This is a genomic window from Streptomyces sp. NPDC007205, from assembly GCF_040634095.1.
GTDB lineage: Bacteria > Actinomycetota > Actinomycetes > Streptomycetales > Streptomycetaceae > Streptomyces.
This window is the reverse complement of the sequence record NZ_JBEYEW010000008.1, coordinates 148,943-171,763: the sequence shown is the minus strand read 5'-3', so window position 1 is coordinate 171,763 and position 22,821 is coordinate 148,943. Positions and strand designations below refer to the sequence as shown.

26 protein-coding genes are annotated in these 22,821 nt (G+C 72.0%); 6 read left to right on the top strand and 20 right to left on the bottom strand.

Going from position 1 to position 22,821, the window contains the following annotated elements; all coding sequences use genetic code 11:
- Positions 1–32: 32 nt before the first annotated feature.
- The 6 genes from trpA to ABZ624_RS16465 form a co-directional block, all read right to left on the bottom strand.
- Positions 33–851 carry a tryptophan synthase subunit alpha gene (gene trpA, locus ABZ624_RS16490; protein ID WP_360088294.1) on the bottom strand — a complete coding sequence of 273 codons (819 nt, stop codon included), beginning with the start codon at positions 849–851 and terminating at the stop codon, positions 33–35.
- A complete protein-coding gene (gene trpB, locus ABZ624_RS16485; protein WP_360088291.1) occupies positions 848–2,131 on the bottom strand; it encodes a tryptophan synthase subunit beta in 1,284 nt (427 codons plus the stop codon). Before trpB ends, trpA begins: the two co-directional genes overlap by 4 nt.
- A gap of 297 nt (positions 2,132–2,428) precedes the next feature.
- Positions 2,429–3,238 (bottom strand): indole-3-glycerol phosphate synthase TrpC, encoded by an 810-nt coding sequence (gene trpC / locus ABZ624_RS16480; protein WP_360088288.1) that lies wholly within the window; start codon positions 3,236–3,238, stop codon positions 2,429–2,431.
- Positions 3,239–3,372: 134 nt separating this feature from the next.
- A complete protein-coding gene (locus ABZ624_RS16475; RefSeq protein ID WP_360088587.1) occupies positions 3,373–3,765 on the bottom strand; it encodes a DUF2752 domain-containing protein in 393 nt (130 codons plus the stop codon).
- Positions 3,766–3,935: 170 nt separating this feature from the next.
- The gene (locus ABZ624_RS16470) at positions 3,936–4,190 is read right to left on the bottom strand and encodes an HGxxPAAW family protein (RefSeq protein ID WP_360088285.1); all 255 of its coding nucleotides are present in this window, start codon (positions 4,188–4,190) and stop codon (positions 3,936–3,938) included.
- Between the two features lie 168 nt (positions 4,191–4,358).
- Positions 4,359–5,000, bottom strand: a complete 642-nt coding sequence (locus tag ABZ624_RS16465) for a TIGR02234 family membrane protein (protein ID WP_360088282.1) — start codon at positions 4,998–5,000, stop codon at positions 4,359–4,361.
- A 259-nt stretch (positions 5,001–5,259) separates the two neighbouring features.
- On the opposite strand from ABZ624_RS16465, the gene ABZ624_RS16460 reads away from it, so the two are divergent.
- Complete coding sequence (locus tag ABZ624_RS16460; RefSeq protein WP_360088279.1) at positions 5,260–6,480, top strand: S53 family peptidase; 1,221 nt, start codon at positions 5,260–5,262, stop codon at positions 6,478–6,480.
- Between the two features lie 6 nt (positions 6,481–6,486).
- Here ABZ624_RS16460 and ABZ624_RS16455 read toward each other — a convergent pair whose 3' ends face one another.
- Together ABZ624_RS16455 and hisI are read right to left on the bottom strand one after the other, a co-directional pair.
- Positions 6,487–7,965 carry an anthranilate synthase component I gene (locus ABZ624_RS16455; RefSeq protein ID WP_360088276.1) on the bottom strand — a complete coding sequence of 493 codons (1,479 nt, stop codon included), beginning with the start codon at positions 7,963–7,965 and terminating at the stop codon, positions 6,487–6,489.
- Between the two features lie 11 nt (positions 7,966–7,976).
- Positions 7,977–8,402 carry a phosphoribosyl-AMP cyclohydrolase gene (hisI, locus tag ABZ624_RS16450; protein WP_360088273.1) on the bottom strand — a complete coding sequence of 142 codons (426 nt, stop codon included), beginning with the start codon at positions 8,400–8,402 and terminating at the stop codon, positions 7,977–7,979.
- An 82-nt stretch (positions 8,403–8,484) separates the two neighbouring features.
- Between hisI and ABZ624_RS16445 the strand changes: the two genes are divergently transcribed.
- The gene (locus tag ABZ624_RS16445; protein WP_360088270.1) at positions 8,485–9,120 is read left to right on the top strand and encodes a TIGR03085 family metal-binding protein; all 636 of its coding nucleotides are present in this window, start codon (positions 8,485–8,487) and stop codon (positions 9,118–9,120) included.
- A 60-nt stretch (positions 9,121–9,180) separates the two neighbouring features.
- Here ABZ624_RS16445 and ABZ624_RS16440 read toward each other — a convergent pair whose 3' ends face one another.
- From ABZ624_RS16440 to hisD, 10 genes are all read right to left on the bottom strand, one after another.
- Positions 9,181–10,617 carry an MFS transporter gene (locus ABZ624_RS16440; RefSeq protein WP_360088267.1) on the bottom strand — a complete coding sequence of 479 codons (1,437 nt, stop codon included), beginning with the start codon at positions 10,615–10,617 and terminating at the stop codon, positions 9,181–9,183.
- A gap of 14 nt (positions 10,618–10,631) precedes the next feature.
- On the bottom strand, positions 10,632–11,219 hold the full coding sequence (locus tag ABZ624_RS16435; RefSeq protein WP_360088264.1) for a helix-turn-helix domain-containing protein: 588 nt from the start codon (positions 11,217–11,219) through the stop codon (positions 10,632–10,634).
- A gap of 93 nt (positions 11,220–11,312) precedes the next feature.
- On the bottom strand, positions 11,313–12,068 hold the full coding sequence (gene hisF, locus ABZ624_RS16430) for an imidazole glycerol phosphate synthase subunit HisF (RefSeq protein ID WP_360088261.1): 756 nt from the start codon (positions 12,066–12,068) through the stop codon (positions 11,313–11,315).
- A 6-nt stretch (positions 12,069–12,074) separates the two neighbouring features.
- Entirely contained in the window at positions 12,075–12,470 is a 396-nt protein-coding gene (locus ABZ624_RS16425) for a RidA family protein (protein ID WP_360088258.1), read from the bottom strand.
- Entirely contained in the window at positions 12,467–13,192 is a 726-nt protein-coding gene (gene priA / locus ABZ624_RS16420) for a bifunctional 1-(5-phosphoribosyl)-5-((5-phosphoribosylamino)methylideneamino)imidazole-4-carboxamide isomerase/phosphoribosylanthranilate isomerase PriA (protein ID WP_360088255.1), read from the bottom strand. The genes ABZ624_RS16425 and priA overlap by 4 nt, the downstream gene beginning before the upstream one ends.
- A gap of 3 nt (positions 13,193–13,195) precedes the next feature.
- Positions 13,196–13,840, bottom strand: coding sequence for an imidazole glycerol phosphate synthase subunit HisH (gene hisH / locus ABZ624_RS16415; RefSeq protein WP_360088252.1), 645 nt, complete (start codon positions 13,838–13,840; stop codon positions 13,196–13,198).
- Positions 13,837–14,001 (bottom strand): hypothetical protein, encoded by a 165-nt coding sequence (locus ABZ624_RS16410; RefSeq protein WP_360088249.1) that lies wholly within the window; start codon positions 13,999–14,001, stop codon positions 13,837–13,839. Before ABZ624_RS16410 ends, hisH begins: the two co-directional genes overlap by 4 nt.
- Before the next feature lie 4 nt (positions 14,002–14,005).
- On the bottom strand, positions 14,006–14,599 hold the full coding sequence (gene hisB / locus ABZ624_RS16405) for an imidazoleglycerol-phosphate dehydratase HisB (protein ID WP_055710051.1): 594 nt from the start codon (positions 14,597–14,599) through the stop codon (positions 14,006–14,008).
- Entirely contained in the window at positions 14,596–15,708 is a 1,113-nt protein-coding gene (locus tag ABZ624_RS16400) for a histidinol-phosphate transaminase (protein ID WP_360088246.1), read from the bottom strand. The genes hisB and ABZ624_RS16400 overlap by 4 nt, the downstream gene beginning before the upstream one ends.
- Positions 15,705–17,030: a histidinol dehydrogenase gene (gene hisD / locus ABZ624_RS16395; protein WP_360088243.1), complete on the bottom strand. Its 1,326-nt coding sequence runs from the start codon at positions 17,028–17,030 to the stop codon at positions 15,705–15,707. The genes ABZ624_RS16400 and hisD overlap by 4 nt, the downstream gene beginning before the upstream one ends.
- Positions 17,031–17,193: 163 nt before the next feature.
- On the opposite strand from hisD, the gene ABZ624_RS16390 reads away from it, so the two are divergent.
- The 4 genes from ABZ624_RS16390 to ybaK all read left to right on the top strand — a co-directional run bounded on the left by ABZ624_RS16390 (position 17,194) and on the right by ybaK (position 21,263).
- Complete coding sequence (locus tag ABZ624_RS16390; protein ID WP_360088240.1) at positions 17,194–18,771, top strand: oxidoreductase; 1,578 nt, start codon at positions 17,194–17,196, stop codon at positions 18,769–18,771.
- A gap of 136 nt (positions 18,772–18,907) precedes the next feature.
- Positions 18,908–19,990 (top strand): hypothetical protein, encoded by a 1,083-nt coding sequence (locus ABZ624_RS16385; RefSeq protein ID WP_360088237.1) that lies wholly within the window; start codon positions 18,908–18,910, stop codon positions 19,988–19,990.
- An 11-nt stretch (positions 19,991–20,001) separates the two neighbouring features.
- Positions 20,002–20,742 (top strand): LON peptidase substrate-binding domain-containing protein, encoded by a 741-nt coding sequence (locus ABZ624_RS16380; protein ID WP_360088234.1) that lies wholly within the window; start codon positions 20,002–20,004, stop codon positions 20,740–20,742.
- Between the two features lie 17 nt (positions 20,743–20,759).
- Positions 20,760–21,263: a Cys-tRNA(Pro) deacylase gene (gene ybaK / locus ABZ624_RS16375; protein ID WP_360088231.1), complete on the top strand. Its 504-nt coding sequence runs from the start codon at positions 20,760–20,762 to the stop codon at positions 21,261–21,263.
- Between the two features lie 54 nt (positions 21,264–21,317).
- Here ybaK and ABZ624_RS16370 read toward each other — a convergent pair whose 3' ends face one another.
- Together ABZ624_RS16370 and ABZ624_RS16365 are read right to left on the bottom strand one after the other, a co-directional pair.
- Complete coding sequence (locus ABZ624_RS16370; RefSeq protein ID WP_360088228.1) at positions 21,318–21,953, bottom strand: AAA family ATPase; 636 nt, start codon at positions 21,951–21,953, stop codon at positions 21,318–21,320.
- A gap of 34 nt (positions 21,954–21,987) precedes the next feature.
- Positions 21,988–22,809 (bottom strand): ABC transporter permease, encoded by an 822-nt coding sequence (locus tag ABZ624_RS16365; protein WP_360088225.1) that lies wholly within the window; start codon positions 22,807–22,809, stop codon positions 21,988–21,990.
- Positions 22,810–22,821 lie beyond the last annotated feature (12 nt).

Sequence of the window (22,821 nt, the reverse complement as noted above, 5' to 3'; positions counted from 1 at the left end):
CCGAATGTTCTGATAGGGAAAACGGCCGGCGGTCACGCCTGTCCGCGCACGCCCTTCGCCAGCTCCCCGGCCAGCTCGCGGACCGCCGCGAGACCCGACACGTGGTCGGGGGCGTCCAGCATCCGCTTCACGAACGCCGAACCGACGATCACACCGTCGGCGAAGCCCGCGACCTCGGCGGCCTGGGCGCTGTTGGAGACGCCGAGTCCGACGCAGACGGGCAGCCCGCTGCCGGTGGCGCGGGTGCGCTCGACCAGGTTCTGGGCCTGCGCGCCGACGGATTCGCGGGTGCCGGTGACACCCATCAGCGAGGCCGCGTAGACGAAGCCGCTGCCCGCCGCGGTGATCTCGGCGAGCCGCCCGTCCTTGCTGCTCGGCGCCACGACGAAGACCGTCGCGAGGCCGTGCTTCTCGGCGTGCTCCCGCCACAGGGCCGACTCCTGCACCGGCAGGTCGGGCAGGATGCAGCCCGCGCCGCCCGCCTCGGCCAGCTCGGCGGTGAACCGCTCGACGCCGTACCGGTCGATGGGGTTCCAGTACGTCATGACGAGCACGGGCTTGCCGGTCGCCGCGTGCGCCTCGCCCACCGTCCGCATGACGTCGGCGATCCTGACGCCGCCCCGCAGGGCGATGTCGTCGGCGGTCTGGATGACCGGGCCGTCGAGGACGGGGTCGCTGTGCGGCAGACCCACCTCCACGACATCCGCCCCGCCCTCGAAGACGGCCTTGATCGCCTCGATGCCGCCGTCCACGGTCGGGAACCCGGCAGGGAGGTAGGCGATGAGCGCGGACCGGCCCTCGGCCCTGGCGGCGGCGAGGGTGTCGGTCAACAGCTGGATGTTCCCGCTCACTTGGCGTCCCCCTCGATCTCGGCGGTGTCGGCGGCGTTGGCAGCGACCTCGGCGTCGGTGTCGTACAGCCCGAAGTAGCGGGCGGCGGTGTCCATGTCCTTGTCGCCGCGGCCGGAGAGGTTGACGACGATCAGGCCGTCCCTGCCCAGCTCCCTGCCGACCTCCAGGGCGCCGGCCAGGGCGTGGGCGCTCTCGATGGCCGGGATGATCCCCTCGGTACGGGACAGCAGGCGCAGGGCCTGCATGGCCGCGTCGTCGGTGACCGCGCGGTACTCGCCGCGGCCGGAGTCCTTCAGGTAGGAGTGCTCCGGGCCGATGCCCGGGTAGTCCAGGCCCGCCGAGATCGAGTACGGCTCGGTGATCTGGCCCTCGTCGTCCTGCAGGACGTAGGACCGGGAGCCGTGCAGGATGCCGGGCTCGCCCGCGGTCAGGGTGGCCGCGTGCTCCCCCGTCTCGATGCCGTGTCCGGCCGGCTCGCAGCCGATGAGGCGGACGCCCTCGTCGGGGATGAAGGCGTGGAAGAGTCCGATGGCGTTGGAGCCGCCGCCGACGCAGGCGACGGCGGCGTCCGGGAGGCGCCCGGCGCGCTCCAGCAGCTGGCGGCGGGCCTCGACGCCGATGACCCGGTGGAAGTCGCGGACCATGGCCGGGAAGGGGTGCGGTCCGGCGACGGTCCCGAACAGGTAGTGCGTGTGGTCCACGTTGGCGACCCAGTCGCGGAACGCCTCGTTGATGGCGTCCTTCAGGGTGCGGCTGCCGGACTTCACCGCGACGACCTCGGCGCCGAGCATGCGCATACGGGCCACGTTCAGGGCCTGGCGCTGGGTGTCGATCTCGCCCATGTAGATGGTGCAGTCGAGGCCGAAGAGGGCACAGGCGGTGGCCGTGGCGACGCCGTGCTGGCCGGCGCCGGTCTCGGCGATGACCCGGGTCTTGCCCATCCGCCTGGTGAGCAGGGCCTGGCCGAGCACGTTGTTGATCTTGTGGGAGCCGGTGTGGTTGAGGTCCTCGCGCTTGAGGAACACGCGGGCGCCACCCGCTTCCGCGGCGAAACGGGGTACTTCAGTCAGCGCCGACGGACGGCCCGTGTAGTTGACCAGCAGGTCGTCGAGTTCCCGGGCGAACTCGGGGTCCTGCTTGGCCTTGTCGTACTCGACGGCGACCTCGTCCACGGCGGCGACGAGGGCCTCCGGGATGAACTTGCCGCCGAACGCGCCGAAGTAGCCCTCAGCACTGGGGACCTGACCCTCCGGGTCGGGGTAGAAGAAATTGCTGGGCATGCCAGAACCTCACGGTGAGTGTGTGTGAAAAGACACTATTCGCCGTGGGGGCGGAGTCAGTCGTACGACCTCAGGCCGTGTGTGGCTGGTCGCGCAGTTCCCCGCGCCCCTTTGGGGCGCGCTGCCATCGACGGCCGTTCACCTGCCCAGGTTCGTCGCCGATGACGTACCGCACCCTGCGACCGTGGACACGCCTCGCGGGGGCGCGGCAGCCCCTTGGGCGGCAGCCGCGTGCCAGGCGGGCGTGCCGGTCCATGGTCGTCACGGTGGGAGTCATCGGTACCAGCCTACCGGCGGTCAGCCCCGCCCGTGCCGCAGAGCGGGGTGTTCGCCCGCGGCGACCAGGTCGGAGACGGCGGTCTTCGGGTCACGGCCGGTGACCAGGGACTCGCCGACCAGGACCGCGTCGGCGCCGGCGTTGGCATAGGCGATCAGGTCGTGCGGGCCACGGACACCGGACTCGGCGACCTTGACGACGTGGCCCGGGATCTCCGGTGCGACCCGCTCGAACGTGCCGCGGTCGACCTCCAGCGTCTTCAGGTTGCGCGCGTTGACGCCGATGATCCTGGCGCCCGCGTCCACGGCCCGCTCGACCTCGTCCTCGTCGTGGACCTCGACGAGCGGGGTGAGGCCGATGGAGACCGCCCGCTCGATCAGCGACTCCAGGGCCGGCTGGTCCAGCGCGGCCACGATCAGCAGCACGAGGTCGGCGCCGTACGCCCGGGCCTCCCACAGCTGGTACGAGGTGACGATGAAGTCCTTGCGGAGTACCGGGATGTCCACGCGCGCGCGGACGGCTTCCAGGTCGGCCAGCGAGCCGCCGAAGCGGCGCTGTTCGGTGAGGACGGAGATGACGGCCGCGCCGCCCGCCTCGTAGTCCGCGGCCAGCCCGGCCGGGTCGGCGATCGCGGCCAGCGCGCCCTTGGAGGGGCTGGAGCGCTTGACCTCGCAGATCACCTTCACGCCGTCGCCCTTGAGCGCGGCCACCCCGTCCTTGGCGGCGGGGGCCTTGGCCGCGCGCTCCTTGAGCTCGTCGAGGCTGACGCGTGCCTGCCGCTCCGCGAGGTCGGCACGGACTCCGTCGATGATCTCGTCGAGCACACTCACGCGAGCGGCCCCCTTTCAGACGGTGGTTCCTTCAGGTGTGGAAAACCTGTGGTCACTGCGATGGTATCCGCAGCGGCGCGGAGCCCTCGCATCCGGTGGACGCCGGTCCCACTCCCTGGACGTCCACCGCTTGATCAGGGATGCAGCCAGCCTCCCGACGGCAGGTTCCGGACGGCCGTGAACACCAGCAGCACCGCGCCGGCGGCCCAGAGGTGCACCGGTCCCAGGTCCACGCGCATCGGCCGGCCGCGTGCCGCGCGGATCACCCACACGGTCCACAGCACGGCGAAGCCCAGGTAGGCGGCGACGCCCAGCGCGTTGTCGTGCAGGGCGGTGAGGAGGTCGCCGTGGACGAAGGCGTGCGCGCTGCGCAGGCCGCCGCAGCCGGGGCAGTACAGGCCGGTGAGCCGGTACAGCGGGCAGACGGGGTAGTGACCGGGTTCGTTCGGGTCCACGGCACCGACGTATGCGAAGGCTCCGGCGACGGCGGTGAGGAGCCCGGCCGGGAGGGCGAGGCGCCGCCACAGCGGGTCGGCAACGGCGTCATACGGGACGGCCTGCGGGACCGGGAGACTGTCGGCGTTCACGCGACCATTGTCTCCTGCGCGTCGGCACCACGCGCGCGATCCGCACACCGCGAGGGGCGGCCCCATCCTCTCCGGATGCGGGCCGCCCCTCGCGGAAGCGGTGGGTGCGTTCAGCTCTCCGCGGCGACCGGCTCACGGGTCGCGACGGGGCCCTCGGCCATCTTGAGGGGCTTCCGGTCCGCGCCGAGGCCCATGGCCTTCATGATGCCGCCGACCACCGCGCCGGCGAGGATGAGCACCATGCCGGCCCAGAAGCCGACGGCGTTGGCCATCACCATGAAGGCGCCCGAGACGCAGAAACCGATGAAGGTAATGATGACACCGGTCCAGGCGGCCGGGGTGTGGCCGTGGCTGCTGCCCGCCATGTCTGTGCTCCTCGTTGCTGTGTAGGTGTCCCAGGGGAGTGTCGTACGGGTCGTACCGCTCGGGGCCCGTCCGTCACTGTCCGAGCCGGACGCTCGTCGTCCATTGTCCCGTACGGGCGCGTGTGCCGGACGCGGGGGTGGCGTCTGCTTCGCCACATCCGCGGTGGGTCAGGCTCCCGTCGGGTCCTCGCCCCGGTCCAGGGCCTTCCAGATCTCCTCGGGCCGCTCCGGGTCGACCGGCCGTGCCTTGCGGCGCGGGCGGTCGGTGCCGCGCTCGTAGCGGCCGGACATGGCGGGCCACTGGCTGCCGTAGCGCAGCGCGAGCAGGCCGGCGAGCAGGATCAGCGCGCCGCCGACGGCCGCGACGTACGGCCAGCCGGTGTGGCTGAGCGCGGCGACGGTGGCGGAGGTGTCGCCGCTCGCCTGGGCGGCCTTCTCGTCCAGTGCCGAGCTGTCCGAGGCGGCGAAGAGGGCGGCGGCCGTGATACCGGCTCCGGACAGCGCGAGCAGCCCGGCGACGGCGAACCGGCCGGCCCTGCGGACGGCGAAGACGGCGACGAGCGCGGCGAGGCCCACTATGGCGAGGGCCGCGGGGATGCCGGTGACGTCGCTGCCCTTGGCGGTGAGCGGGAACGCGCCGCCGGCCACCGTCGCGGTGCCCTCCGCCCAGCGCTGCCGGGTCGCGAGCAGCGCCACGGCCGCGCCGAGCGCACCGCACAGGAGGGCGAGGGCGAGGCTCCGCCGGCCGGACCGGGTGGGTCCGTCCGCTTCCGAGCGGGGGTGAGGTACAGCAGCAGTCATGTACTCCACTATCGCCTCAACCCGCTGCGAACCGTCACCCGGGTCCGTCAACCCATGGGGAATCCAGCCTTCCGTCACGACAGGCTCAGGAACGGCACATGAATTCTCCAGGCACGGCAAAGGAAGGTCCCGTCTTCAACCGTCGCCTTGTTGACGTGGCCCCGACATCCGTAGGTTCTGCGCGACCTCGGCGCGACACCCCGCGCCGTGGTGGCATCGCGCACCCCCCACAGCCCTTCCCGGTTCACCCACCTCGTGGAGGAGTACGTTGCGCAGAACCGTTTCCCTCACCGCCGTGGCCACGCTCGCCACGGCCGCCCTCGCCCTGGCCGCACCGGCCGGCCAGGCGGCCCGGGCCACCGCCTCCCCGTCCCACGGCGTCACCGTCGCGCACGCCTGTGCCGCCCCGGCGAAGAAGGGCGAGATGGCCTGTAACGCCCTCCAGGTCACCTCGGGCACCCCGAAGTCGGCGCACGCCGAGAGCGATCTGACCGCGGCCGCCGCGCCCTCCGGCTACGGCCCCGCCTCGCTGCAGGCGGCGTACAACCTGCCCGCGGCGAGCGGCGGTTCGGGCCAGACGGTGGCGATCGTCGACGCCTACGACGACCCGAACGCCGAGTCCGACCTCGCCGTCTACCGCTCCCGGTACGGCCTGTCCGCCTGCACCACCGCGGGCGGCTGCTTCCGGAAGGTGGACCAGAGCGGCGGCACCCACTACCCGCGCGCCGACTCCGGCTGGGCCGAGGAGATCTCCCTCGACCTCGACATGGTCAGCGCGGCCTGCCCCAACTGCAGGATCCTGCTGGTGGAGGCGAGTTCGGCAAGCATGACCAACCTCGGCACTGCCGTGAACACCGCGGTCCGCCTCGGTGCGAAGTTCGTCTCCAACAGCTACGGCGGCTCGGAGTCCTCCAGCGACGCGACGTACGACTCCAGCTACTTCAACCACCCGGGCGTCGCCATCACCGTCTCCTCCGGCGACAACGGCTACGGCGTGGAGTACCCGGCCGCCTCCAAGTACGTGACCGCGGTCGGCGGTACGTCCCTGAGCACCGCGTCCACCTCCCGCGGCTGGAACGACACGGTGTGGAGCGGGGCCGGCTCCGGCTGCTCCACGTACGACGCCAAGCAGAGCTGGCAGAAGGACACCGGCTGCGCGGGCCGCACGGTCGCGGACGTCTCGGCGGTCGCCGACCCGAACACCGGGGTCGCGGTCTACGACAGCTACCGCTCGGCCACCGGCTGGATGGTCTTCGGCGGCACCAGCGCCTCCTCCCCGCTGATCGCGGCGACCTACGCGCTGGGCGGCGCCCCGTCCTCCGGTTCGTACCCGGCGTCCTTCCCGTACGCGCACACCTCGGCGCTGTACGACGTGACCAGCGGCTCCAACGGCAGCTGCGGCGGGTCGTACCTGTGCACCGGCACCACCGGGTACGACGGCCCGTCCGGGCTCGGCGTCCCGAACGGCACCGCCGCGTTCACCGGCTGAACTCTTCTATGAGCTGAGCCTGTTGGCCGTGTACACCGCGCGGAGGACCGCCGCCGCCTTGTTGCGGCACTCCTGGTCCTCCGCCAACGGGTCGGAGTCGGCGACGATGCCGGCTCCGGCCTGCACGTACGCCGTGCCGTCCCGCAGGAGGGCCGTACGGATCGCGATCGCGGTGTCGGAGTCGCCGGCGAAGTCCAGATAGCCGACACAGCCGCCGTACAGGCCGCGCCTGGCCGGCTCCAGCTCGTCGATGATCTGCATCGCCCGCGGCTTGGGCGCGCCGGAGAGGGTGCCCGCCGGGAAGCAGGCGGTGAGCACGTCGAAGGCCGTACGGCCCTCGGCGACCTTGCCGGTGACGGTGGAGACGATGTGCATCACGTGCGAATAGCGCTCGATGGACATGAAGTCGACCACCTCGACCGAGCCGGGCTCGCAGACCCGGCCGAGGTCGTTGCGCCCGAGGTCGACGAGCATCAGGTGCTCGGCGCGCTCCTTGGGGTCGGCGAGCAGTTCCTCGGCGAGGGCCTGGTCCTGCTGCGGCGTGGTCCCGCGGGGCCGGGTACCGGCGATGGGGTGGACCATCGCCCGCCCGTCCTCGACCTTCACCAGGGCTTCGGGGGACGAGCCGACGACGTCGAACCCGTCGAAGCGGAACAGGTACATGTACGGCGAGGGGTTCGTGGCCCGCAGGACGCGGTAGACGTCCAGGGCGCTCGCCGTGCACGGGGTCTCGAAGCGCTGCGAGGGCACGACCTGGAAGGCCTCGCCCGCGCGGATGCGCTCCTTGATGTCCTCGACGGCCATCTGGAAGTCCGGGCCGCCCCACAGCGCGGTGTACTCGGGCAGCTCGGAGGGCGGCAGGACGGCCGGGGGCTGGGCGACCGCGCGCGTGAGGTCGGCCTCCATGGCGTCGAGGCGGGCCACGGCGTCGGCGTAGGCCTCGTCCACGCCGGTGTCGAGGTCGTTGTGGTTGATCGCGTTGGCGATCAGCAGGACCGAGCCCTCCCAGTGGTCCATGACGGCGAGGTCGCTGGTCAGGAGCATGGTCAGTTCGGGCAGGTGCAGGTCGTCGCGCTCGCCGGGGCCGATCTTCTCCAGCCGGCGGACGATGTCGTAGCCCAGGTAGCCGACCATGCCGCCGGTGAAGGGTGGCAGGCCCTCCTGGTGGGGGGTGTGCAGGGCCTGGATCGTCGCCCGCAGGGCGGCCAGCGGGTCACCCTCGACGGGGACGCCGACGGGCGGGGTGCCGAGCCAGTGGGCCTGTCCCTCGCGCGCGGTCAGCGTGGCGGCGCTGCGGACTCCCACGAAGGAGTAGCGGGACCAGGAGCGGCCGTTCTCCGCGGACTCCAGCAGGAAGGTGCCGGGGCGCTCCGCGGCGAGCTTGCGGTAGAGCGCGACCGGGGTGTCGCCATCGGCGAGGAGCTTGCGCGTGACCGGGATGACACGCCGGTCGGTGGCGAGCTTGCGGAAGGTCTCGAGGTCCATGGCGGCTGACCTTACTGACCGGATGCCGAAGCGGCGGAACCGGCGTCCTGGTCGTCGTCCTGGTCGGCGTCCTTGAGGAGCACGTCCTCGTCGAAGCAGGTGCGCGCGCCGGTGTGGCAGGCCGCGCCCAGCTGGTCGACCTTGACCAGCACGGTGTCTGCGTCGCAGTCCAGCGCGACCGACTTCACCCACTGGACGTGACCCGAGGTGTCGCCCTTGACCCAGTACTCCTGGCGGCTGCGGGACCAGTAGGTGCAGCGGCCGGTGGTCAGCGTGCGGTGCAGCGCCTCGTCGTCCATCCAGCCGAGCATGAGCACCTCACCGGTGTCGTACTGCTGGGCGATGGCGGGCAGGAGACCGTCGGAGCTGCGCTTGAGACGGGCGGCGATCTCCGGGTCGAGGCTGCTGGGCCGGGGCATCCCGGTCGTACTGGTCATGGGTGCCATTGTGCCGCGCGGCACCGACAGTGACCGGCTCTGTCCATTGGGCGGACCTTCCACGGGGTCGTAGGCTGACTGCATGTCGACCTTTGCCAAGCGTGAACGGCTTTTGCTCGCCGACCTCTTGGAAACCGTCGGTCCGGACGCCGAGACCCTCTGCGAGGGCTGGCGTACCCGGGACCTGGCCGCGCATGTGATCGTGCGTGAGCGCCGCCCGGACGCGGCCGGGGGCACGCTGATCAAGCAGCTCGCGCCGCGCCTGGAGAAGGTGATGGCCGAGTACACCGCGAAGCCGTACGAGGAGCTGATCCAGCTGATCCGCACCGGCCCGCCGCGCTTCTCGCCGTTCCAGCTCAAGCAGGTCGACGAAGCGGCCAACATCGTCGAGTTCTACGTCCACACCGAGGACGTCCGCCGCGCCCAGCCGGACTGGACCCCGCGTGAGCTGGACCCGGTGTTCCAGGACGCCCTGTGGTCCCGGCTGGAGCGCACGGCGCGGCTGGTGGCCCGGGGTGTGCCGACGGGGCTGGTGCTGCGCCGCCCGGACGGGCAGACGGCGGTGGCGCACCGGGGCACCCCGGTGGTGACGGTGACCGGAGAGCCGTCGGAGCTGCTGATGTTCGCGTTCGGCCGGCAGAACGCGGCGAAGGTGCAGGTGGACGGCGAGGCGGACGCGATCGCCACGCTGCACGAGTCCAGGCAGCTGGGCCTGTGATGCCGGGGGCGGGCAACGGCGATCCGGTGCAGCCGGTTCGGCCGAAGGAGTGAACCGCGGTCAGCCGGGGAGCTCCGCGCGGCGCAGAGCCGGTACGACGAGGGCGACGAGCCCGCCGAGGCCGCAGACGGCGGCACTGACCACGTAGACCGGACCGAGCCCCCAGGCGCCGATCGCGGCCGCCGCGACGGGCATGCTCAGCGGGGTGACACCCAGGCTGATCAGACTGGAGGCGGCGGTGACGCGGCCCAGGCGGGCGGGGTCGGACTGCGTCTGCAGCAGGGCCCCGCACAGGGCGCCGCTGAGCCCGGCGAGCAGGCCGACGAGCAGGGCCGTACCGACGGCCGCGGCCAGGCTCGACACGAAGGCGAGGGCGCCGACGGCCACGGAGCCCGCGGCACACGTGCACCCGGTGACCAGTCCGGCACGCGGCAGCCGCCCTCGCACCGTCAGCAGCAGCGAGGCGGCTCCCGCGCCGGCCCCGAATCCGGCCAGCACCCAGCCCATGCCGGAGGCGCCCCAGCCGCGATGGTCGGCGAGCAAGGTCAGGACGACGTTCAGCGGGCCGACGAAGCCCAGGTCGCCGAGGGCGATGACCAGCATCAGCGGGGCGAGGACGCGGTGGCGGCGGATGTGGCGCAGACCGTCGCGAAGGTCGCTCCACACCGTGCCCGTCGCACCGAACGTGTCGTCCCGGGCCGCGCCCGACGCCACAGATCTGTCATCCCGGGCAGCCCCCGGCGCCGCAGGTGCGTCGCTCCGGGCGGTCCCCGGCGCCTCGGACGTGTCGCGCCATGCGGCCCCCGGCACCTCGGTGTCTCCCCATGCGGCCCCCGGCGCCTCGGACGTGTCGCCCAGGGCTGTCCCCGGCTGTCCGGGCGTCCGGCCCGTCGGCAGGTCCCGTATCCGTACGGAGAGCAGCAGCGGGACGGAGACGGCGATGAAGAGGCCGGCGAGCGCGAAGGCCGCGGCCGCGCCGCCGAGGGCCACGCCGAGGCCGCCGAGCGGGGCGCCGACGACGCTGGAGAGACGGATGGCGAGGCCGCGCATGCCCTGGACCCGGGCCAGCTGGTCCTTTTCGGTGAGGCGGGCCGGGAGGGCGCCGACCGCGGGCATGAAGACGGCGTCGACGGTACCGAAGACCAACGCCAGCAGGGCGAGCGGCCACAGGCCGGGGCGGGTGAGGGACAGCAGGGCGGCCACGGCGAGGACGGCGGCGCAGCGCACGGCGTCGCTGCCGATGACCACCCGGCGCGGCCCGAACCGGTCGGCGACGACTCCCCCGCCCAGCATCAGCACGGCCCTGGGCAGCGCACTGGCCGACATCACCAGCCCGGCCTGCGCCGGCGTCCCGGCCCGCACGGCCGCCCAGGACAGGGCGAGGTAGTAGACGTTGTCGCCCAGCATCGAGGAGGTGTAGGCAGCGAGCCAGCGGCGGACGTTGGGGTCGCGGTGGGCCTGCGGCGCGGTCTCCGGCGGTGTCAGCACGGCGGTCACGGCAGGGGGTCCTCTCAGACGCGGAACGGGAAGCCGTACACGTGCAGCGCGACGTGCTCGCGCCCTTGGGTGTCGCCGACGGCCTCACGGGCGCGCCCCTGCTCGTCATAGCGCTTGAGCAGGTCGTGCAGGTCCTTCTTCAGCCCGGCCAGTTCCTCCGCGGTCAGTCTGAGCAGCGATTCGGAGTCGTGGGCGGCGCCATTCCACTCCGCTCCCCAGTGGGCGCGCTCGTCCAGGTACCTGCGGTACATCTCGGCGCGCTGTTCCAGGAACATGCGCGAGGCCGCCAGATGGGCGGCCACCTTCTCGGGGGCGTCCTGGAAGTCCTGGTCGCGGATGGAGACGCCTTCGGAGGACGGCTGCCACCAGCGCTCGCGGGCGTCCGCGCGGCGCGGCTCGGCCTCCTCCACCAGCCCGTGCTCGGCAAGCTTGCGCAGGTGGTAGCTGACCAGGGAGACGGCCTCGTCGACCTGTTCGGCGAGCTGGGAGGCGGTGGCCGCCTCGGCGATGAACAGCAGCCGGTAGAGCTTCATGCGCAGGGGGTGGGCAAGCGCCTTCAGGGTGCCCACGTCCGTGATCCGGCGCTCCTCTTCATGAGCCATACCCCGACGGTAGATAGGAAAGAGAAGTTGCACAACAGATTTTGCGCAACTTCTCTTTCGTGTCTTCTTCTCGTGCCGGAGGTCAGCGCGGCGTCACCGCACCGGGTGACCGGCCTCCCGCAGTGTCTGCTTCACCTCGCCGATCCTCAGGTCTCCGAAGTGGAAGACCGACGCGGCAAGTACCGCGTCCGCGCCGGCCTGGATGGCCGGCGGGAAGTGGGCCAGTGCGCCGGCGCCGCCGGACGCGATCACCGGGACGGTCACGTGTTTGCGGACGGCCGCGATCATCTCCAGGTCGTAGCCGTCCTTGGTGCCGTCCGCGTCCATGGAGTTGAGCAGGATCTCGCCGGCGCCCAGCTCGGCCGCGCGGTGCGCCCACTCGACGGCGTCGATGCCGGTGCCGCGCCGGCCGCCGTGCGTCGTGACCTCGAAGGAGCCCGACTCGGTGCGGCGGGCGTCCACCGACAGCACCAGCACCTGACGGCCGAAGCGCTCGGCGATCTCACGGATCAGTTCGGGGCGGGCGATCGCGGCGGTGTTCACGCCCACCTTGTCGGCGCCCGCCCGCAGCAGCTTGTCCACGTCCTCGGCCGTGCGGACACCGCCGCCGACCGTCAGCGGGATGAACACCTGCTCGGCGGTGCGGCGCACCACGTCGTACGTCGTCTCCCGGTTGCCCGAGGACGCGGTGATGTCCAGGAACGTCAGCTCGTCGGCGCCCTCGGCGTCGTACACCTTGGCCATCTCGACGGGGTCGCCCGCGTCGCGCAGGTTCTGGAAGTTGACTCCCTTGACGACCCGGCCGTTGTCCACGTCCAGGCAGGGGATGACTCGGACCGCCAGGGTCATGACTGCTCAGGCTCCTCTGAATGCTTCGAGTTCTACTTCGACCAGGATGCGCGGGTCGACGAAGCCGTCGACGACGAGCAGGGTCGAGACCGGGCGTACGGAGTCGAACATCTCCTTGTGCGCCCGGCCGACGGCGTCCACGTCCCGCACATGGGTCAGGTACATCCGCGTACGGATGACGGAGTCGATGCCGAGTCCCAACTCGCCGATCGCCTCGATGGCGCTGGTGAAGGCCACCTTGGCCTGTTCGTACGGGTCGCCCTCGCCGTACAGCACATCGCCCCGGAAGGACGTCGTGCCCGCCACCAGCACACGGTCGCCCGCCGCCACGGCACGTGCGAAACCGAAACTCTCTTCCCAGGGACTTTCGCTCTGCACGCGCCGTACGGCTTCGGACGTCATGACGACACAGCCTCCAAGGCCTCTTCCAGGGTGAACGCCTTCGCGTACAGGGCCTTCCCGACGATGGAGCCCTCGACACCGAGGGGTACCAGTTCGGCGATGGACCGCAGGTCGTCCAGGGACGACACACCGCCCGAGGCCACCACCGGGCGGTCCGTCGCCGCGCACACGTTCTTCAGCAGCTCCAGGTTCGGGCCCTGCAGCGTGCCGTCCTTCGCGATGTCGGTGACGACGTACCGGGCGCAGCCCTCCTTGTCGAGGCGCTCCAGCGTCTCGTAGAGGTCGCCGCCGTCGCGGGTCCAGCCGCGGCCGCGCAGGGTGGTGCCGCGCACGTCCAGGCCGACCGCGATCTTGTCGCCGTGCTCGGCGATGACCTTGGCGACCCACTCGGGGGTCTCCAGCGCTGCCGTGCCCAGGTTCACGCGCGTGCAGCCGGTGGCCAGGGCGGCGGCCAGGGAGGCGTCGTCGCGGATGCCTCCGGACAGCTCCACCTTGATGTCCATCGCCCGGCTGACCTCGGCGACCAGCTCACGGTTGTCGCCCGTGCCGAAGGCGGCGTCCAGGTCGACCAGGTGCAGCCACTCGGCGCCGGACCGCTGCCAGGCGAGGGCGGCCTCCAGCGGGGAGCCGTAGGAGGTCTCGGTCCCGGACTCGCCGTGCACGAGGCGGACGGCCTGGCCGTCACGGACGTCGACGGCGGGGAGGAGTTCGAGCTTGGCCATGGTCTACAGGGTTCCGATCCAGTTGGTGAGGAGCTGGGCGCCGGCGTCGCCGGACTTCTCGGGGTGGAACTGGGTGGCCCACAGGGCGCCGTTCTCCACGGCGGCCACGAACGGCCTGCCGTGCGTCGACCAGGTGACCTTGGGGGCCTCGATCACCGGGTTGTGCGACTCCAGGGCCCAGTCGTGGACGGCGTAGGAGTGCACGAAGTAGAAACGGGCGTCGGCGTCCAGGCCGGCGAACAGCTGTGAGTCGGCGGGGGCCTCGACGGTGTTCCAGCCCATGTGGGGCACGACGTCGGCCTGGAGCGGGGCGACCGTGCCGGGCCACTCGTCCAGGCCCTCGGCCTCCACGCCGTGCTCGATGCCGCGCGCGAAAAGGATCTGCATACCGACGCAGATACCCATCACGGGCCGGCCGCCGGACAGCCGACGGTCCACGACCCAGTCACCGCGGGCGGCGCGCAGGCCCTGCATACAGGCGGCGAACGCGCCGACGCCCGGCACGAGCAGTCCGTCGGCGTTCATGGCCTTGTCGAAGTCACGCGTTATCTCGACCTCGGCGCCCACGCGCGCGAGCGCACGCTCGGCGGAGCGGACGTTGCCGAAGCCGTAATCGAAGACGACGACCTTTTTCGTAACAGCGCTCAACTCCACACCTCCAGCCGCATGACGCCCGCGACGAGGCACAGGCCCGCGCCGATGGAGAGCAGCACGATGAGGCTCGTGGGCATCTTCTGCTTGACGAAGGAGATGATGCCGCCGACCAGGAACAGACCGACGACGATCAGCAGGGTCGAAAGACCGTTCATGGGTTTACAGCGCGCCCTTCGTGGAGGGGAGGATGCCGGCCGCGCGCGGGTCGCGCTCGGAGGCGTAGCGCAGCGCCCGGGCCAGGGCCTTGAACTGGCACTCCACGATGTGGTGCGCGTTGCGCCCGTAGGGCACGTGCACGTGCAGCGCGATCTGCGCCTGGGCCACGAAGGACTCCAGGATGTGCCGGGTCATCGTGGTGTCGTACTCGCCGATCATCGGCGCCATGTTCTCGGGCTCGGTGTGCACGAGGTAGGGCCGGCCGCTCAGGTCGACCGTCACCTGCGCCAGCGACTCGTCCAGCGGGACCGTGCAGTTGCCGAAGCGGTAGATGCCCACCTTGTCGCCGAGCGCCTGCTTGAAGGCGGCGCCGAGCGCGAGGGCGGTGTCCTCGATGGTGTGGTGGGAGTCGATGTGCAGGTCACCGTCGGTCTTCACGGTCAGGTCGAACAGACCGTGCCGGCCGAGCTGGTCGAGCATGTGGTCGTAGAAGCCGACGCCGGTGGCGATGTCGGTGCGGCCGGTGCCGTCGAGATCGATCTCGACCAGCACCGAGGTCTCCTTCGTGGTGCGCTCTATGCGTCCAACGCGGCTCATGCCTCAAGCTCCTTCTTCAGTTCACGGACCGCGTCGAGGAACGCGTCGTTCTCGTCCGGGGTGCCGGCCGACACCCGCAACCACCCCGGTACGCCGTTGTCCCGGACCAGGACGCCCCGGTCGAGGATCTTCTGCCAGGCCTCGTGGGCGCTCGCGAACCGGCCGAACTGCACGAAGTTCGCGTCGGACTCGATGACCTCGTATCCGGTCGCGCGCAGCTCGGCGACCAGCCGGTCCCGCTCCGCCTTCAGCTGCTCGACGTAACCCAAAAGCGTGTCGGTGTGCTCCAGCGCGGCCAGTGCGGTCGCCTGGGTGATCGCCGACAGGTGGTACGGCAGCCGGACGAGCTGGACGGCGTCGACGACCGCGGGGTCGGCGGCGAGGTAACCGAGGCGCAGCCCGGCCGCGCCGAACGCCTTCGACATCGTCCGGGAGACGACCAGGTGCGGGCGGCCTTCCAGCAGCGGCAGCAGCGAGTCGCCGTGGCTGAACTCGATGTAGGCCTCGTCCACGATCACCATCGACGGCCTGGCCGCCTGGGCCGCCTCGTACAGCGCGAGGACCGTCTCCGGCGGGACAGCGTTGCCCGTGGGGTTGTTGGGGGTGGTGATGAAGACGACGTCCGGCTTGTGCTCGGCGATCGCCCGCTCGGCGGCGGCGAGGTCGATCGTGAAGTCCTCGTTGCGGGGCCCGGAGATCCAGCCCGTGCCCGTGCCGCGCGCGATGAGTGAGTGCATCGAGTACGACGGCTCGAATCCGATGGCCGTACGGCCCGGTCCGCCGAAGGTCTGCAGCAGCTGCTGGATGACCTCGTTGGAGCCGTTGGCGGCCCACACGTTCTCGATGCCGAGCGGGTACTTCCCGGTCCTCGTCAGATACGCGGCCAGCTCGGTGCGCAGCTGGACCGCGTCCCGGTCGGGATAGCGGTTCAGGTCGCGGGCGGCCTCCCGGACCCGCTCCGCGATCCGCTCGACCAGCGGCTCGGGCAGCGGGTAGGGGTTCTCGTTGGTGTTCAGCCGTACGGGGACGTCCAACTGGGGCGCGCCATAAGGGGACTTGCCGCGCAGCTCGTCCCGTACGGGAAGATCGTCGATCCTCACGTCGCTCACTTGCTCTCGGGTACCTTCCAGCCGAACCTCGCCTTGATCGCCGCGCCGTGCGCCGGCAGGTCCTCCGCCTCCGCCAGCGTCACCACGTGATGCGCGACCTCGGCCAGCGCGTCCTTCGTGTAGTCGACGATGTGGATACCGCGCAGGAAGGACTGCACGGACAGGCCCGAGGAGTGGCAGGCGCAGCCGCCGGTGGGCAGGACGTGGTTGGACCCGGCCGCGTAGTCGCCGAGCGATACGGGGGCCCAGGGGCCGATGAAGATCGCGCCGGCGTTCTTCACCCGGTCGGCGACCGCGGCGGCGTCGGCGGTCTGGATCTCCAGGTGCTCGGCGCCGTACGCGTCGACGACCCGGAGGCCCTCCTCGATCCCGTCGACCAGCACGATCGCGGACTGCCGGCCCTTCAGCGCGGGCACGATCCGGTCCTCGACGTGCCTGGTGGCCGCGACCTGCGGCGCCAGCTCCTTCTCCACCGCCTCCGCCAGCTCGACGGAGTCGGTGACCAGCACGGCCGCCGCGAGCGGGTCGTGTTCGGCCTGGCTGATCAGGTCCGAGGCCACGTGCACCGGGTCGGCCGTGTCGTCGGCGAGGACCGCGATCTCCGTCGGGCCGGCCTCGGCGTCGATGCCGATCTTGCCGGTGAAGAAGCGCTTGGCGGCGGCGACCCAGATGTTGCCGGGGCCGGTGACCATGTTGGCGGGCGGGCAGGACTCGGTGCCGTAGGCGAACATCGCGACGGCGGTGGCGCCGCCCGCCGCGTAGACCTCGTCCACGCCGAGCAGCGCGCACGCGGCGAGGATCGTCGGGTGCGGCAACCCTTCGAATTCCGCCTGGGGCGGGGAGGCGAGCGCGATGGACTCGACGCCGGCCTCCTGCGCCGGTACGGCGTTCATGATCACGGACGAGGGGTAGACGGAGCGGCCGCCCGGCGCGTACAGCCCGACGCGCTCGACCGGCACCCACTTCTCGGTGACGGAGCCGCCGGGCACGACCTGGGTGGTGTGCGTGCTGCGGCGCTGCTCACGGTGGACCAGGCGGGCGCGGCGGATGGACTCCTCCAGGGCCGCGCGCACGGCGGGGTCGAGGGCCTCCAGCGCGTCGGTGAGCGCCTGGGCCGGGACACGGACGGATTCCAGCCGTACTCCGTCGAACTTCTCGGCGAAGTCGATCAGCGCCGCGTCACCACGATGATGCACGGCCTCGCAGATCGGACGCACCTTCTCCAGGGCGGCCTGAACGTCGAAGTCGGCTCGGGGCAGCAGGTCGCGCAGGGCGGGGCCCTCGGGAAGGGCGTCGCCTCGCAGATCGATTCGGGAAATCACAGTCCCAATTCTCTCAGACCGGTGTCGCGAGCCGGTGGCGCGTATCAATGGCTGATACAGAACGTGGCCGAACTCGGAAGATCACCCTCACCTTTAGTGTTCCGGACATCACCCAGCGGGCATGAACGGCTGTACGAAAGTACGGGACCAGGAGAGGACAAAGGTGACCGAGGGGGCCGGCTTCGTCGCCGGAGACCTGCCGGACGAGCTGACCGCGGCCGAGGCGGGCATGTGGCAGGCCTTCCGCAACGGCACTGTGTACGACCTGAGCAGCGGGGACGCCGTCGTGGACGACCCGCACGGCGGGCACCCGTGGGGTCCGGAGCGCGCGGTGCGGGCGCGGATCGTGGCCTGGCTGCTGCTGGACGGTCCGCCCGCGCTCGCGGGCCGGGTGTCCTCGCTGAAGCTGACCGGCGTGCGGATCACGGACACGCTGGACCTCTCGGGCGGCACGGTGCAGCCGTACGTCGAGCTGCGCGGCTGCCGCTTCGACGAGGAGGTCCGGCTGCCGGAAGCCCGCTTCACGACCCTGCGCCTGGTGGAGTGCGCGGTGCCGCGCCTGGAGGCCGCCCGGGTGCACACCGAGGGCGATCTGCATCTGCCGCGCTGCCGCTTCCAGCACGGCGTCCGGCTGACGGACGCGCACATCGGCACCGATCTGCTGCTCAACCAGTCGGTCGTGTACCGCGACCGCAGCGGGCGGTCGATCGCGGCGGACGGCCTCACGGTCGGCCAGGACCTGCAGGCGGAGCTGCTGGAGTCGCACGGCGAGCTGAGCCTGCGTGCCGCGCAGGTCGGCGTCTCGCTCAGCCTGCGCGGCGCGAAGCTCGACAACCCGTACTCCCGCTACGCCCTGAACGCCCCCCAGCTCACCGTCGAGCGCACCCTGTACCTGACCCCGGCCGGCGTGGGCAGCTCACTGCTGAGCGGCACGACACCCGCCCGCGGGACACGGATCCAGCCGTTCGAGTGCCGGGGCGGGCTGCGGCTGGACGACGGACGGTTCGGGGACGCCGTCGACCTGGAGCGGGCGCGGTTCGTCCTCAGCGACGACCAGGTGCTGTCGATGCGCCGGTTGCAGACGCCGGAGCTGCGCTTCCTCGGGGACGCCCCGCAGTGCGGCCAGGTGCTGCTGTCCGGTGCGCGGATCGTCAACCTGGTGGACCGCGCGGCCAGCTGGCCGGGCCCGGGCAGTCTGCACATGGGCGGCTTCACGTACGAGAACCTGGTCCCGCGGGGCCCGTTCCCGCTGACCCGGCGCCTGGACTGGGTGGCGGCGGCCACCGCCGAGTACAACCCGGAACCGTACGAGCGGCTGGCCGCCGTCCTGCGGTCGGCCGGGGAGGACGAGGACGCCCGGGAGGTGCTGCTCGCCAAGCAGCGCCGGCGCCGCGAGACGCTGCCACCGGCCGCCAAGATCTGGGGATACGTCCAGGACTGGACGGTCGCCTACGGCTATCGGCCGGGCCGGGCCGCCGTGTGGATGGCGGTGCTGTGGGCGGCGGGCACGCTGGCGTTCACACACGCGGACCATCCGCCGATGAACCACGACGGCCACCCGTACTGGAGCCCGGCCCTGTTCACGCTGGACCTGCTGCTGCCGGTGATCGACTTCGGCCAGGTCGGCCAGTGGCAGCTGCGCGGCGCCTGGCAGTGGCTGGCGGCGGTGATGGTCCTGCTCGGCTGGATCCTGGCGACGACGGTGGCGGCGGGGGCGAGCCGGCTGTTGAGACGGGGCTGAGGAACATCGGGGGGCAAGGTGTGCCCACCCGACACAAAAGGTGAACTATCACTTTTACCGGTCCTTGACCGTCGGCCATACAACTTTCCATGACTTGCCCGAAGGCTCTGGCGCGCTGCCGACCTGCGGTCTTTCAATGGTCAGCACCATGGCTCTGCTGCCTTCGTTCATCCGCCCCACCCGGATGGCCAAACGCTCCGCACGTCCGGCCGGCCGTCCGTCCGGGGACGAGACCGTGCTCGACGCGCCCGACGACCGGCTCTCGCCCGCCCTGGTCCTGGCCGGCCGGGGCGAGTTCGACGCCGCGGCCCGCCTGCTGGCCGTCACCCGCGCCACAGCCGCCTGGGAGAACCACGACCGGTACGTACGGCGCCTGGCCGCCTTCGCCGGCTCGCGCTCCGAGTGGTTCGAGTCCTGGCGCGCCGCCGCCCCGCGCGACCCCGGCCTGCTGCTGGTCCGGGCGCAGCTGGCGGTGGACCGCGCCTGGCCCTCACCGGCCCGCGCCGAGCTGCTGCGCGAGGTGAGCCCGCTGATCACGGCCGCCGCCCGCGCCGACGACCGCGACCCGGTGCCCTGGCGGATCGCGCTGGACCACGCGCGCGGCTCGCGGGCCGGCCACCGGTACTTCGAGGAGCTGTGGGAGGCGGCCGTCCGACGCGCCCCGCACCACTACGGCTGCCATGTGGCCGCCCTGCGCTATCTGGCCGCCTCCTGCTGCGTCCAGTGGGGGGACACCCCCCACACCCCGCGTGCCTCACACCGCGAGTGCTTCGACTTCGCCGACCAGGCCGCTCAGGACGCCCCGGCCGACGCGCTGGTCCAGGCCCTGCCGGCCCGGGCCGCCTTCGGCTGCCTGACCGACGGCTGCGGTCCCGAGATCCCGCGTCCCCGGCTGGACGCCGCGGCCGACCGGGCGCTGGCGCTGTCCGCCCGCTTCCCGGCGGCCGACCCGTGGCCCGCCGAGATCCGCAACAAGCTCCTGTACGTCCTGATGCGCCTGGACCGCTGGGAGGACGCCCGCGACCAGCTGTGCCTGATCGGCCCGTACGCCACGTCCTTCCCCTGGGAGCGCTTCTCCGACGACCCGCTCGGCCACTTCCTGCGGCTGCGCGAACACCTGCTGACGCCGGGTCCCCGGCCCGTCCCCGCGGGGCTGATGACCCGGCCGCCGGTCCCGCTCGGCGGGCTCGGCGGACACGACCGCGCCGGTGACCACTAGGCTGGGGCGCCGTGACCACCGCCCGTCTCCCGCTCTTCCCGCTGAACACGGTGCTGTTCCCGGGACTCGTGCTGCCGCTGAACGTCTTCGAGGAGCGCTATCGCGCCATGATGCGTGAGCTGCTCAAGACCCCGGAGGACGAGCCGCGCCGGTTCGCCGTCATGGCCATCCGCGACGGCCACGAGGTGGCGCCGAGCGCCCCCGGCATGCCGGACCCCACGGCACAGCCCGAACGCGGGCCGTCCGCGGGCTTCGGCCCGGACCCGCTCAAGGCCTTCCACGGGGTGGGCTGTGTGGCGGACGCGGCGACCATCCGGGAGCGCGCCGACGGCACCTTCGAGGTACTGGCGACGGGTACGACCCGGGTACGGCTGCTCTCGGTCGACGCGTCGGGGCCGTTCCTGACCGCGGAGCTGGAGGAGCTGCCGGAGGAGCCGGGTGACGAGGCGGGCGCGCTGGCCGAGGGGGTACTGCGCTCCTTCCGCCAGTACCAGAAGCGGCTGGCCGGCGCCCGTGAACGCTCGCTGTCGACGGGCGCGGACCTCCCGGACGACCCTTCTGTGGTCTCCTACCTGGTGGCGGCGGCGATGGTGCACGACACACCGACCAAGCAACGGCTGCTCCAGGCACCCGACACCGCGTCCCGGCTGCGTGACGAGCTGAAACTCCTTCGCGCGGAGACGGCCATCATCCGTAGCCTGCCGTCACTGCCCGCGTTCGAGCTGACGCGTACGCCGACCAGTCTGAACTGAGAGACCAGCACGCACCGATGGCGAAGAAGCCGAAGAAACAGCAGCAGCCCGGGGGCACCCCCGCGACGGTCGCCCTGACGTCGGCCGGACTGGACTTCACGGTCCACGCCTACGACCACGACCCCTCCCACCCCTCCTACGGCGAGGAGGCGGCCGAGGCCATGGGCGTCTCCCCCGACCGCGTCTTCAAGACCCTGGTGGCGGACGTCGACGGCGCCCTGACGGTGGCGGTGGTCCCGGTGTCCGGCTCCCTCGACCTGAAGGCCCTGGCGGCGGCGGTGGGCGGCAAGCGGGCGACCATGGCCGACCCGACGCTGGCGGAGCGGACCACGGGGTACGTACGGGGTGGTATCTCACCGCTCGGCCAGCGCAGGAGACTCCCGACGGTCCTCGACGACTCGGCGAACGCCCACGAGACCATCTGCGTGTCGGCGGGCCGCCGGGGCCTGGAAGTGGAGCTGGCCCCAGCGGATCTGGCGAAACTGACGGCCGCGGTACTGGCACCCATCGGACGGGGCTGACGGGCGCGGCCGGGTGGTGCGAACCGGAGGGCCAGGGGGGCGGATCCCCCCTGGTCACGGCTGGTTCGGATACGGCAGCTCAGGATCCCGGGGCCCGAACAACGCCGTGAGCCCGAGGTGGACCAGCAGCGCACCCAACGGCCACGCCAGCAGCGCACCCTTCGCCCCCAGCTTCAACGGCGCCGAGAAGGTGACCCCCTTCCCCACCGCCCTCGCATGCGCGAGCACATCGGACTGGGGCCCCAGCCATGCCCCCAGCCGCCACGCCAGCAAGGACCCGAGCAGCGCGCCCAGTCCCAGGGCCACCGCTATCGGCACACCCCCACGCCGCCGCAGCAGAAAGACCGCCACCGCGCTGACGACCCCGAAGCCCAGTCCCAGGAGGGTGAACGTGCCGTCCACCCCGACCGCCTGCTCCCCCTCGCTGTCCTTGAGATAGACCACCCAGCCGTTCCCGACCCGGTCGCCGACCAACGGCACATGCGGCGCCAGCCACCACCACAGCAGCCCCAGCAGCACCCCGCCCAAAGCCACGGCCACCGTGATCACGGCGGCATCCCGCACTTCGCTCTTCATCCCGGGGCCGTCCTGTTCGTACCTTTCCTCACCCGGCGTCCCGGCAGGCGGCGGTGCCTGCCGGACGTCGTGCGGGGAGTCGTCGTGCGGTGGCGGAGTCAACGGTGCGGTCACCCTGCCATCGTGCCAGGTGGCGCCGTGCGCCGCGTCACCGGACGGCGGCCCTGCGATACGCCCAGGTCGCGACGGCCAGCGAGACGACTCCGACACCCGCGCACACCCCCAGGTCGACGAGGACCACGGCCCAGTCCGGGTGGGCCCCGAAGGTCCGGGCGTACGCCTCCACGCCGTACGTCGACGGCAGCAGATCCCGTGCCAGCCGGATGACCTCCGGCATCCGGTCGGCCGGCAGCACCCCCAGCAGCAGCGCCGCCGACATGCCCAGCTGCCCGAGCAGCGTGGCCAGCTCGGGCCGCGGCGCGAGCAGCCCGCAGGCGGCGCCGAGCCCGGACAGCGCGGCCCCGGCCAGCGGGATCACGGCCAGCAGAATCCACAGGTTGGACAGCGGCAGCCCGAACAGCACGCACCCGAAGACGGCCGTCACCAGCGTCCCCGGCACCGTGAAGGAGGCGTACGCCGCCGCCGCGCCCAGCACCACCGCGGCCGGCGGCACGGGCAGCGTGGCGTAATGATCGAGCCCGCCGCTCGCCCGCAACTGCCCGAAGTACTGCGACAGCAGATTCAGCGCCACATACGCGACGACCAGCACCGCCGAGCCCGCCACCACCGACTGGGCCTCACCGCCGCTGTCGACGACACCGCGCATCATCACGGTGATGCCGACGGACTGGAAGGTGGCCACGAACAGCAGCGGGATCCGCGCCACCCGGGCCCGGGACAGCTGCGCCCGGTAGACGGCCACCAGCGACGGCCACAGCCGCGCGGGCGGCCCGAGTTCGGCCGGGCCCCGTACCGTCTCCGGCACGGCCGCGGCACTGCCCGGCAGAACCCCCGCGGGTACGACACTCACGTCGAGCTGCTC